The sequence below is a fragment of the Gottfriedia endophytica genome (genome assembly GCF_017814275.1).
Lineage (GTDB): Bacteria > Bacillota > Bacilli > Bacillales > Bacillaceae_G > Gottfriedia > Gottfriedia endophytica.
Genome location: NZ_JAGIYQ010000006.1, coordinates 113,022 through 125,365 on the forward strand (window position 1 = coordinate 113,022; position 12,344 = coordinate 125,365).

At 35.1% G+C, this 12,344-nt stretch carries 10 protein-coding genes; 2 read left to right on the forward strand and 8 right to left on the reverse strand.

What is annotated here, in order from left to right; translation table 11 throughout:
* Positions 1-378: 378 nt before the first annotated feature.
* The 5 genes from rpiA to J5Y03_RS11040 all read right to left on the reverse strand — a co-directional run bounded on the left by rpiA (position 379) and on the right by J5Y03_RS11040 (position 6,323).
* A complete protein-coding gene (rpiA, locus tag J5Y03_RS11020; protein WP_209405534.1) occupies positions 379-1,050 on the reverse strand; it encodes a ribose-5-phosphate isomerase RpiA in 672 nt (223 codons plus the stop codon).
* Positions 1,051-1,075: 25 nt separating this feature from the next.
* Positions 1,076-1,213, reverse strand: coding sequence for a BA3454 family stress response protein (locus J5Y03_RS11025; protein WP_209405536.1), 138 nt, complete (start codon positions 1,211-1,213; stop codon positions 1,076-1,078).
* Positions 1,214-1,647: 434 nt separating this feature from the next.
* Positions 1,648-3,543 (reverse strand): asparagine synthase (glutamine-hydrolyzing), encoded by a 1,896-nt coding sequence (gene asnB, locus J5Y03_RS11030; RefSeq protein WP_209405538.1) that lies wholly within the window; start codon positions 3,541-3,543, stop codon positions 1,648-1,650.
* 581 nt (positions 3,544-4,124) lie between these two features.
* Positions 4,125-4,724, reverse strand: a complete 600-nt coding sequence (locus J5Y03_RS11035; protein WP_209405540.1) for an acyl-CoA-like ligand-binding transcription factor — start codon at positions 4,722-4,724, stop codon at positions 4,125-4,127.
* Positions 4,725-4,793: 69 nt separating this feature from the next.
* On the reverse strand, positions 4,794-6,323 hold the full coding sequence (locus J5Y03_RS11040; RefSeq protein WP_209405542.1) for a DHA2 family efflux MFS transporter permease subunit: 1,530 nt from the start codon (positions 6,321-6,323) through the stop codon (positions 4,794-4,796).
* Positions 6,324-6,561: 238 nt separating this feature from the next.
* Between J5Y03_RS11040 and J5Y03_RS11045 the strand changes: the two genes are divergently transcribed.
* Positions 6,562-7,620, forward strand: coding sequence for an endonuclease/exonuclease/phosphatase family protein (locus J5Y03_RS11045; RefSeq protein ID WP_209405745.1), 1,059 nt, complete (start codon positions 6,562-6,564; stop codon positions 7,618-7,620).
* A gap of 105 nt (positions 7,621-7,725) precedes the next feature.
* Here the strand turns inward: J5Y03_RS11045 and J5Y03_RS11050 are convergent, their stop codons facing one another.
* Positions 7,726-8,904: an NAD(P)/FAD-dependent oxidoreductase gene (locus J5Y03_RS11050; protein WP_209405544.1), complete on the reverse strand. Its 1,179-nt coding sequence runs from the start codon at positions 8,902-8,904 to the stop codon at positions 7,726-7,728.
* Positions 8,905-8,926: 22 nt separating this feature from the next.
* Complete coding sequence (locus J5Y03_RS11055; RefSeq protein WP_209405546.1) at positions 8,927-9,349, reverse strand: DUF1641 domain-containing protein; 423 nt, start codon at positions 9,347-9,349, stop codon at positions 8,927-8,929.
* Positions 9,350-9,711: 362 nt separating this feature from the next.
* Between J5Y03_RS11055 and J5Y03_RS11060 the strand changes: the two genes are divergently transcribed.
* Positions 9,712-10,542 carry an aldo/keto reductase gene (locus J5Y03_RS11060; RefSeq protein ID WP_209405548.1) on the forward strand — a complete coding sequence of 277 codons (831 nt, stop codon included), beginning with the start codon at positions 9,712-9,714 and terminating at the stop codon, positions 10,540-10,542.
* A gap of 761 nt (positions 10,543-11,303) precedes the next feature.
* Here J5Y03_RS11060 and J5Y03_RS11065 read toward each other — a convergent pair.
* Positions 11,304-12,335 carry an NADH:flavin oxidoreductase/NADH oxidase gene (locus tag J5Y03_RS11065; protein ID WP_209405550.1) on the reverse strand — a complete coding sequence of 344 codons (1,032 nt, stop codon included), beginning with the start codon at positions 12,333-12,335 and terminating at the stop codon, positions 11,304-11,306.
* Positions 12,336-12,344 lie beyond the last annotated feature (9 nt).

Here is a 12,344-nt window from a genome sequence, read left to right on the forward strand (position 1 = left end):
TACGCTCCTGTGGGGTCTCAGCCTTCCCGCATCTCCCACAGGAGCCCTTCACCCTTCCGTTCCAATCAACTTCTGTCTTTTAAATTCCATAACCTAAAAGCAACAATCTTTAAAAAAGAGCAATGTTTTAATATTGCTTAGATCACTTTAAACAGATTATTATTCTTAACTATTCAGATATTTCGACATACATTCTTAACCTTATTTTGTCATTCTAAATGTATTTTTACTCTATTGAAATAGATATAAATCATTTTTTATAAAATCTAATTAAAATTTGACTAAATACTTCATTTAATTCCACAAAAATAGCAGATAATTTAGGAGTGATACCCTATTTTATCTGCTTACTTTAACTGTCTTATTTTATACATTTTATCAATTAATTTTCTTTATCACAATATCCTTTTTGCTATCTAATGTAATGACAGCATCAACCATTTTGACAAATAATCCATTTTCAACTACACCTGGGATCATATTAAGCCCTTTTTCTAATTCTGAAGCATGAAAAATACTAGAAATTTCACAGTCAAAAATGTAATTTCCATTATCTGTTTTATAGGGGTGATTGTTTACTTGACGAAGTGTAGGTTCAATTCCTAACTGTATAATCTGTTTTTTTGTCATCTCATATCCAAAAGGAACTACCTCAACAGGAAGGGGAAAACTACCAAGAGACTCTACAATTTTTGTTGAATCAGCTACAACAATAAAAGTGTTAGCCGCTTTTGCAATAATCTTTTCTCTCAATAATGCGCCTCCCCCTCCTTTAATTAGATTCAAGTCAGAATCAATCTCATCAGCTCCGTCAATCGCAACATCAATACAATCTACTTCACTAAAATTAACGAGTGGAATTTTAAGCTCTCTTGCTAATGTTTCTGTTTGTATTGAAGTAGGAATTCCTTTAATTGATAAACCTTGATTGACCATTTCGCCTAGCTTTTTTATTGTATAAAAAACCGTCGAACCTGTCCCAAGCCCAACAATCATTCCGTCTTTGACATATTCCGCGGCTTTTTCTCCTACTATCTGCTTTTCATTCATATTTTTCACCCCTTATTTATTGGAGTTAGTTCAAGTTCCATTGTTTTTTAATTTGGTCTAAAGCTAATTTGTAGACTTCATCACGGGTAGCTCCTCTATTTACAAGTACATTTGTTTTGTAATTTTTTCCATTATAATTAATCGTAACTTCAACCTCTACCATGTAATAGCATCCCTTTCTTTAATTATTTCTATCTCTTTTTAAGGATACAAAACTAACTTTAAGATAAAATTAATTTACTGTTATTTTTGTAACTTTTATTATTCAGGTAACATTTTGTAACCGTTTTCGTTTTATATTTTGGTTTTATTTTTTGGCTGTTTTCGTATATCTAGTTGATTTCCGCTCCAGGTTGCTCGCTTTCCGTGGGGCGGAAATCAAGTTCTATATCAACTGTTTCATATAACAAAATCTTTTAATTACTCCTGCCATTTACACAATTAACCACAATTATTTTATGCACCTTTTTATCATCTTCTCTTACGTAATGTTTCCTATTTTTAGTTCTGAAATTCCGTATATATCAAAAACGGACTTACTTTTTTGCAAGTCCGTTTTTCCTAATATTTATTTAAACGAAGAATACAAAGTATGTATTATTGTAGTTGTAACGCTGCCTTTTTATCGAATTCATACTCATTTTCAATAAATACTTTTTGAAACATCATAAAGATAAAAATTGTCCATAGTTTCCGGCTATTATCCCGTTCACCTTTACGATGATCTTCTAATAACTTCAGTATTGTTTGCTTATTGAAAAAATGGTCTGTATGACTTGTCTTGATTAAATTTACTGCCCAATCATACAACTCATCTTTAAACCAATGACCTATTGGTACTGGAAATCCTAACTTTTTACGATTTAATACATGGTCCGGAACAATCCCTTTTACTGCTTGTCTCAAAGCAAATTTGGTAGTACCTTCACGAGTTTTTAATGTTGGCTCTAAACTTGATGCTACACGAAATACTTCCTTATCTAAAAATGGAACTCGTAACTCTAAAGAATGAGCCATCGTCATTTTATCTGCTTTTAATAAAATATCTCCTCTGAGCCACGTATTGATATCAATGTACTGCATTTTGTCAATTGCAGGATACCCTATTGCATTTTGATAAAACGGCTTAGTAATATCTTGATAATGAATTCCACTATGATAATCTTTTAAAACAAGTTTTTTCTCCATCTCTTCAAATACTTTGGCGTTTCCAATATATCTTTCTTCTAAAGGAGTGCACCCTCTTAGTAAATAATTCTTACCTTTAACCGTTTCAGGTATATGAATGGATAATTGTTTGATGATTTTTTTAAAATAGGATGGTACGTAGTTAAACGGTTTTAGAGAAATAGGTTCTCGATAAATGTTGTATCCTCCAAACAATTCATCTGCACCTTCACCTGACAAAACAACAGTAACATGCTTTTTTGCCTCCCTAGCAACAAAATATAGAGGTACTGCTGCAGGGTCTGCCAAAGGGTCATCTAAATGCCAAACGATCTTAGGCAATTCATTTAGAAATTCTTCAGGAGTAATAATATAGCTTATATTTTCTAATCCCAAAGCATCTGCCGTTTCTTTTGCCACATCAACTTCACTATAACCTTCTCGTTCAAATCCTACTGAAAAAGTTTTTAGTTTCGGGTGGAATTCTTTTGCAATTGAAACGATTGCCGATGAATCGATTCCTCCAGACAAAAATGAACCAACAGGCACATCACTTCGCATATGCAACTTCACAGAATCGAATAGAGCATTTCGAATTTGTTTATAAACCTCTTCTTCGTTCTGTTTTTTTACTTCAAAATGATTTGACCAGTATCTTTTTATTGTCATTGGTTCATTTAATTTCTTCACAAAATAATGACTTGGTTCTAATTTTTTGATTCCCTCAAATATTGTTGCCGGTTCGGGTACATATTGAAAAGATAAATACTGTTGCAAGGATGTTTGACTAACTTCATAGTTCCACTCAGGTTTTAGAGCGTTTAAAATCACTTTACTTTCAGAAGAGAAAATTAACTTTTCCTTATCCTCATAGTAATAAAATCCCTTTATTCCAAAAGGATCTCTTGCCCCAAATAATTGTCCGGTCTGAGTATCCCAAATCACAAATGCAAACATTCCTCTTAGCCTATTTAATACCTTTTCTTTCCATGCACTATAACCTGCTAAAATAACCTCTGTATCTGTATTTGTTTTAAACTGATATCCAAGCACGATTAACTCTTCTCGTAATTCCAAATAATTATAAATTTCACCATTAAAAATAATCCAATAACGACCATCTTCATACGATAAAGGTTGATGTCCTGCGTGAATATCAATAATGCTCAGTCTCTTAAAACATAATGATACAAACTCATCTTCATAAAACCCTTCATCATCTGGTCCGCGATGAGTTATTAAATTCGTTAATTGTTTTAGCTGTTCTAAATCTAGCTTTGAACTTTTTTCTTGTGCATTCCACATAATTCCAAAAATACCACACATGTATTTCTCCACCTTTTATGAAAACTAAAAGTTTCATAAGCGTTAAAAACTATATGGCTTAGTGTTGCCCAAAAAATAGTCTACATGCTTTATTTATGGGAATTACTTGCTTGTAAGAAGGTGATTTTAGATTAAATTATTTTAAGAAAATCAAAATATCTTGAATTAATCACTTTTTATCCATCAAAAAACAGACCTGCCATTTTTTTGCAAGTCCGTTCTTTTACTTATCCATTTGTCTAACACTCTTATCAAAAGGCTGTTTTGTATATATTGTTGCTATTTTAGTATGTGTAAGTTGATTTCCACTCCAGGATGCTCGCTTTCCTAGGGGCGTGAGCTGAGCCTCCTCGTCGCATACGCTCCTGTGGGGTCTCAGCCTTCCCGCATCTCCCACAGGAGTCGAGCACCCTTCCGTTCCAATCAACTTCTGTCTTTTAAATTACATAACCTAAAAGCAACAATCTTAAAATAGAGACATACATCCTAATAAAACTCGCACCATGGACCATAAAAATAAGGAATTCATCCTATAATAATTGTCTTTTAAGATGTTATTTTCAAGGTAGTCTATCAAAAAATTAAAGCGGAAATCCTGCTTCAAGTTGAAGTAATGTATCATCAATAGCTTTCTCAATTTTAATATCTGGATTTTGTGCGTAATAGTATAGAACTGACGTTATAGCACCTATTACAGCTCCTGCAAAAGTAAGAACTTCAATGTCACTACTGTCACGACCAACCCGCTCAGCAATCATTAATGCGATCATATTTACAGTATTTGAAACTTGATTTAAGGATGCTGCTCGAAGTTCAGGAACGGACATAATAAGTTCCATTCGTTTTCGAACTGCTGCCCGCTCAACAACTGTAAAATTTGAAAAAGCTGCTTTCAATGCACCACGTAGAGCTTGAATTGGACTATAGTCTTTTGGTTGCCTTTTAAATTCTTCAATTATTACCGGATCATAGTCATCATCTAAAACAACCGATTCCTTAGTTGGAAAATATCTAAAAAAAGTACTAGGTGAGATTTCTGATTCATCGGCTATTTGTTCAACTGTTGTATCAGCATATCCTTGTTCATGAAATAAACGTAATGCATTTTGTTGAATAGTGGCCCTAGTCTTAGCCTTTTTACGTTCACGAAGGCTAGACTTTGGCTGGTCTGCTAAAGACAAATTTCCACCCCCATTTTATATTTTTAAGCGACATGTTAATTAAGCATTCTATAGTACAAGTTTACATTTTTATTTATCGATAGACAATGATTCTAATTGAGTACTCTTCTCTTGTCCGTTAGACTTTTTACGAGGCAAAAATAACAACGTTAGTATAATTCCAAGTACGGCAACCCCTCCGCAAACTAACAGCATAATCTCCATACCATTTACAAAAGCCGCACGGACAGATTCTACTAATTTTACCGAATTAATCTGTTTTGCAACTGCAACTCCAGCAGCTACACTATGTTTTACCGTATTTGCTACTGCTTCAGGCAAACCAGTAACATCTAAATGATTACGATAATTTGAATTAAGTGCACTACCTAAAATCGCTACTCCAATTGTGCCACCAACTTGACGTAAGGCCATAATTAATGCAGAACCAACTCCACTTCTCTCTGCTGAAAGTTCACCAAGTGCAGCATCCATTGATGTAGGAAGTGCCAACCCTAAACCTATACCTGTAATAGTTATCCATAAAGCTGCAAAACTATACTGACTTCCAACCTTTGTTGTAGTTCCGATGAATAATCCTAAGGCAATCAACCCAAAGCCAATTGCCACAACGTATTTAGCCCCTAATCTGATACCTAATTTATCAGCAAATTTAGCTCCAACTATTAACCCACCAATCAAAGGTAATAAACGTAATCCAGTCCCTAATGTATCAGCTCCACCAACCGCTTGAAAATATTGTGGAATTGCAAACAATAATCCGAATATCGTAAAAGAAGCAAGAGTTGCTAAAATAGATCCCCAAGTAAAGCGAGCAGATCGAAATAAAGATAAATCAATGAGTGGACTTTTTGTATTCCTTTGCCACACCACAAAACCAACGAGTGCCAAGATTCCTAAACAAAGATACAAAAGTACACCGCTATCACTCCAGCTTTTTTCACCAGCTTTTATTACGCCGTAAGTTAAAGCGACAAGACCTACACTTGAAGTTAGTACACCTATTCCATCAAATTTTGAATGATTTGTACTTCTAGATTCTGGCAATAAAATTGAAATAGCAATTAATGCAACGATAACAAAAGGAATATTTAGTAAAAATACTGATCCCCAATGATAGTTTTTAAGTAACCATCCACCAACAATAGGTCCTAATGGGATACCTAACATGTTGGCGGTCGCCCATATCATTGTTGCCTTTGTGCGTTCATTGCCTGAGAAGAGCACCGGAAGTATGGACATTGATAGTGGAATTAAAAAGGCTGCCCCTAACCCTAATAAACATCTCATTCCAATTAACATTTCTGGAGAATCCGAATAGGCACAACCAATTGAAGCTGTTCCAAACATAACAAATGATATCAGTAACATTTTTTTACGACCAAGTCTATCACCTAACATTCCTGCAGGTAACAATACTGCAGCCACCACTAAATTGTAAGAATCTGCAAACCACTGAAGCTCACTGTTTGATGCATGTAACTCAATTGCTAAAGTAGGTAATGCAATGTTAAGCACCGTCATATCTAAACCCACAGCAATCAAACCAAACGAAAGAGCACCAAGAACCCACCATCTACGCGTATTCATATTTTTCATTTCAAAAACCACCCTTCATTTTTAATACAAAGAATTATTTGAAAGTTAATTTATAATGATATACTATGTAAAATGAAAGTGACTGTCAATATTTTCATCTGAAAATTCTAGTCTTTTTTATCGACAAGAATTCCAAAGAAAGAAAATTCAGTTATTTTATTGGTTTTTGAATTATAATAAGGATTAGCAATTCATAACTTGAAAATTTTTAAGAAGGTTTTAAGGAGGAAAATGAATGATCATAAAGATTTTAAAATGGCTAGGCTATTTGATTGTTGGTTTTGCATTACTATTCGCTGGCTTTTTAGCCTATGTAACAATCACAGATTATAAGCCTGCTGAAGTTCTACCACTTTCTGTTAAGAATAATAAAGAGCAGATATTGAAAAAAGGACAGCCTTTTTCAATTACAACTTTTAACATTGGATATGCTGGCTTAGATAAAAATGAGGACTTCTTTATGGATGGCGGAACTATGTCAGGGTCCAGTAGTAAAAAACAAACAATGACAAATTTAAAAGGAATCACTTCTTTTATTACAAATGAAAGATCAGACATTAATCTCATCCAAGAGATCGATAAGAATTCTACTCGTAGCTATCATATTAACGAAGTGAACGATCTTACAAAAAGATTACCTGACTACAGCAATACATTTGCAGTAAACTATAAGGTTCCTTGGGTTCCAGTTCCAATATTTCACCCGCTAGGATCAGCTAATAGTGGTTTATTAACTTTATCTAAATTTAAGATTTCAGATAGTCACCGTTATAAATTAGCTGGTCAAGAAAACTGGCCTCGTCAGCAATTTGATTTAGATCGTGCTTTCATCGAAAGTAGAATGCCAGTTGATAACGGAAAAGAGCTTGTCCTAATCAATCTTCACCTATCAGCATACGATAAAGGTGGGAAAGTTCGTAAACAACAATTGAAGTATTTATCAGCGTACTTAAATAAAGAAATTCAAAAAGGAAATTACATCATTTTAGGTGGGGATTGGAATCACGCAATTCCAACTACAGATCCTTATTTATTTCCAACAACAGAAAAATGGCCAGATTGGCTACAAAAATTCCCTTCTTCCTTTAAACCAGCTGGCTTCCAATGGGTTGCGGATAAAACAATTCCATCAACTCGTTCAGATGATTACCCTTTTAAAAAGGGGCGTAATTTCCAAGCTGTAATTGATGGATTTTTAGTTTCTCCTAACATTACTGTGAAAAATGTAAAAGGTCATGATTTAGGATTTGAAAATAGTGACCATAACCCAGTAACTGCTGAATTAGTGTTGCAATAAAGTATTAAATTTAAAAGCATAAAATACCAAATTAGGTATTTTATGCTTTTTTTAGTATAAGAAAAAAGCATGCAGATTAACTACATGCTTAAAGTTTTAAAAATTTTAATATGCTAAGCTAGACAATCCATTGATATGCGATAAATAGCGTATGTTGCTCGCTTCTTTCATTAAAGATGCTGGGTATCCTTTTATTGGTGTTGAATTCCCTCCAATGATGGCAACAGCATCTTTGCGACCAAGGCTTGCAAGTGTTCCTGAATTTACTGGGTTAAATACTTCAAACGATTTATTTTCTAAATAGGCGTAAAGATTATAGCCAATCACTTCACCCATTTGCCAAGCAATTTGTGCTGTGGGCGGATATGGTTTGCCATCTGGTGCAAAAACAACCGCACTATCACCTGCAACAAATACATCTTTATGTGAAGTAGATTGAAGGTACTCGTTAACAGTTGCACGTCCACGATTTACTTCAAGACCAGATTCTCCAACTAGAGGATTCCCTTGCACTCCACCTGTCCAAACGAAAGTATTCGTTGTAATTTTTTGACCATCTTTCAAAGAAACAGTATTTCCCTCAACATTTGTGACAGCAAGACCTGTTAAGAATGTTACACCACGTGCTTCTAGACTAGAAGTTGCACGCTCGATTAAATGCTCTGGTAACATTGAAAGAATATTTGGACTCGCTTCTACAAGAAGCAATTTTACTTCCTTAGGGTCTATTCCATAGGTCTTCGCAAGCTTAGGCATCTTATCAGCAATTTCACCGACTAATTCAACCCCAGTTAAACCTCCGCCACCAATTAATATCGTTGCATCAGCTTCATTTTTTGAATTCGAATATTCACGAATTCGCTCTTCAATATGTTGATAAATATTTTTAGCATCCTTAACGGATTTCAACACTAAACTATTTTCTTGGAGCCCTGGAATGTTGAAGTAAGCCGTGGTGCTTCCTAATCCAACTACAAGAGCATCGTACGATAAATTAGACCCGTCTGAAAGTTTCACTTCTTTATTTTCAACTGAAAATGACTCTACCTTAGCAATCTTAAGATTAATATCCTTTCCTTTGAAAAGCTTATCTAGCGGAATCGAAACAGCACGTTCTGAAACACTTCCTGCTGCTAAGCGATGTAATTCTGTAATAATTTGGTGTGTTGAAAACTGATTTACCACAATCACTTCTGCTTCAGCCTTACTATAATGATGGCGAACGGTTAAAGCAGTTAATAGTCCACCATAACCTGCCCCTAAAATAACAATTTTTTTAGACATCGTTCATCCTCCATTCTTTCAATTAAAGACGATCATCTCTTGCTGAAATTCTAAGATATGCATTTACACAGCGAAGCATCCTTTGTACTTGTGGATCTTTTAACATTCTTAAAATGCCAAAAATACCAATCACTTCATTGCTGTCTTCTGAGTAATCTTTTGCTTCAATAGCAGCTACGGCCATTCGCTTCACATTATCTGTCACTGGATCCATAATTTCTTTAATCGCACCAACAGTATCATTCTTCAATACATCATCCGTTGCAACTGACTGAGCAAAATCATAAGTTTTCGTCATACAAGTTACAATTTCCGTTAATTTTGGAAGCTGTTCTATTAAAGAAGTTAAAGACTTCTGAACTTCTGGGTTTAAAAGTTGATCAAGCAACTCAAATTGTCCATTTGATCCGATTGGTATATTTTGTTCAGCATTTGTTTCTGACATATCCATTTCTCCTTTACGTTAAGCAAATCTGCTTAGTTTTTAGGATTAAAGGGATTCCCATTTCCCGTTATTTTATTTAAGGCTCTGTATAACATCATTGTTGATATTCATGAAAGTCCGCTCACTTTCCGTCGACGAACTAAATGGATTTTTTTTGCCTTATTCATTATCATTTCCAGTGCAGGTTGAATTATGTCCTTGTTATCGGAAAATACAGAGGACATTCTTCAAAATCCGACATCGATCTATTAACTTAATGTCAGTATGTAAGGAAATTTTCTTAATCAAGAAATTTCCTATTTTCAACCAACTATGAGAAAATAAGTTTGTTTTTAGTGAAAGGCTAGAGGAGGTTATGAAAGATGGCAAAAAATCTACAAGATTGTACTGTCTTAGCTAATGGTGTTAAAATGCCATGGTTTGGTTTAGGAGTCTATAAAGCAGAGGAAGGTCAAGAGGTTATAAACTCTGTAAAAGCAGCACTCCGAAATGGGTACCGTAGTATTGATACTGCAGCATTTTATCAAAATGAAGAAGGCGTAGGGCAAGCCATTAAAGAATCAGAAATTCCTCGTGAAGAATTATTTATTACAACAAAAGTTTGGAATTCTGATCAAGGATATGAGTCCACTTTAGCTGCTTTTGAAAAAAGTTTGAAAAAGCTTGGATTAGACTACTTAGATTTATATTTAGTCCACTGGCCAGTAAAAGGAAAATATAAAGAAACATGGAAAGCACTTGAAAAACTGTATAAAGATGGCCGCGTTCGCGCAATTGGTGTGTGTAACTTCAACATCCACCATTTAGAAGACTTAATTGCTGATTCAGAAATTAATCCAATGGTGAATCAAGTTGAATACCACCCACGTTTAACACAAACAGAACTACGTGACTTCTGCAGAAAAAATAATATTCAACTCGAAGCTTGGGCTCCACTAATGCGAGGACAACTAATCGATAACCCAACTTTAATTGAAATTGCTGAAAAATATAACAAAGCGGTCCTACAAGTAATTTTACGCTGGGACATCCAAAACGAAGTCGTAACAATTCCGAAATCAGTAAAAGAAGAGCGCATCATTGCTAATGCCAACATCTTTGATTTCGAACTAACACAAGATGAGATGAATAAAATTAGTTCTTTAAATGAAAATCATCGAACTGGTCCAGATCCAGATAACTTTGATTTCTAATTGAGGTAGGTATATATAGAAAAAAGCACCTTTTCTTGAGAGAAGGTGCTTTTTCGTTGTGTTGGTTAGTTTGTTGGAGAGACTGTATATGGCCGGTTAATGATGATAATTCAGTAGGATTATCGTTTGTCAGTCGATGCTGATGATAATTTGGCCAGATTCTGGTTTATTCAACTGGTTTTGATGATGATTCGAGCAGATTCTGATTTACTCAACTAGTTTTGGCGATGATTCGAGCAGATTCTGATTTTTTCAACCGTTTTTGGTAATAATTCAACCAAAATCAGATTTATTCAACCGTTTTTGGTGACAATTCAACCAAAATCTAGTTTATTCAACCGTTTTTGATAATAATTCAACCAAAATCTGATTTATTCGGCCAAAATGATTATTTTTCCGGCCGGTTTTGATGATTATTCGGCCAGAATTGCAGTTTTTTCGGCCGGCTCAGGAAATATCACCATTATATGGGCCGTTTTAGCATTTATATGGGCCATTTTTGAGATAATATGGTCCGTTTTCGTTATTTTATGGTCCGTTTTTGAGAATATATGGGCCATTTCCTCTATTCTTTCGGCCAACTCAGAATATATCGGTCAGAACTACAAGTTTATCAGTCACTTCTGCCAAAATATCAATCATTTTTACAATATATCGGTCATTCCATCTAATTTATCAGCCAAAAACAACATTATATCGGTCATTCTACAAAATTCGACACCGCACAAACCGCACACACACATCAACCAAAAAATAAATAATTAATACGCACGCTCATATTGTTTTGGAGCAAAGCTTCTTTCTTTATTTCTCAACTCTACTGCGGCATGTGTTGCCCAATATGGATCACGAAGCAGTCCTCGGCCGATTGCAACTAAATCTACATCACCATTCGAAACAACTGCTTCTGCCAAAGCTGGTTCATCAAGCATTCCCACTGCAACAACCGGTACATCAAGTACTTCTCGAATTTTTCTAGCAAACGGTACTTGGTATCCAGGATAGTTCCCAGGTTTTCTTTCTCCAGGAGCTCCTTCTCCACCTGAACTAATGTGGAATACATCTACGCCTGCTTCTTTATATACCTTGCATAATTCGATTGAATGATCAATTCCATACCCACCATCGATATACTCAGCTGCAGAAATTCGGAAAAATAGTGGCATATCAGCTGGCATTTCTTTTTTGACAGCTTTTATGATGTCTACTCCGAATTTAGTAAGATCTTTTCCATATTCGTCATCACGCTTATTGAAAGATGGAGAGTGGAATTGGTGAATTAAATAGCCATGCGCACCATGAATTTCGATCATATCTACCCCTGCAGTCACAGCACGACGAACTGCGTCGGCATATAGCTGCACCATTTCTTTTACCTCTTCTGTTGTCAATGCACGTGGCGTATTAAAACCTTCTCCTGGCAATTTAATAACAGACGGTGCTACTGGTTCCGCTGCATCTTGCGCTTTTCTACCCGCATGTGCAATTTGGATCCCAATTTTTGCATCATGTGAATGAACTGCATCAATAATTCTAGAAAAGGCAGGAATGTGATCATCTGACCATAACCCTAAATCATAATTCGAAATACGTCCATCTGGTTCAACATCCGTCATTTCCATGATGATCAAGCCTGTTCCACCAATCGCACGACTGACATAATGTACAAAATGCCAATCATTTGGCTTACCATCCTTCTCAGTTACCGAATATTGACACATCGGCGCCATGACTACTCGATTTTTTAATTGTAAACCTTTTATTTCATATGGAGAAAACAGCAATTTACTCATTACTTAACA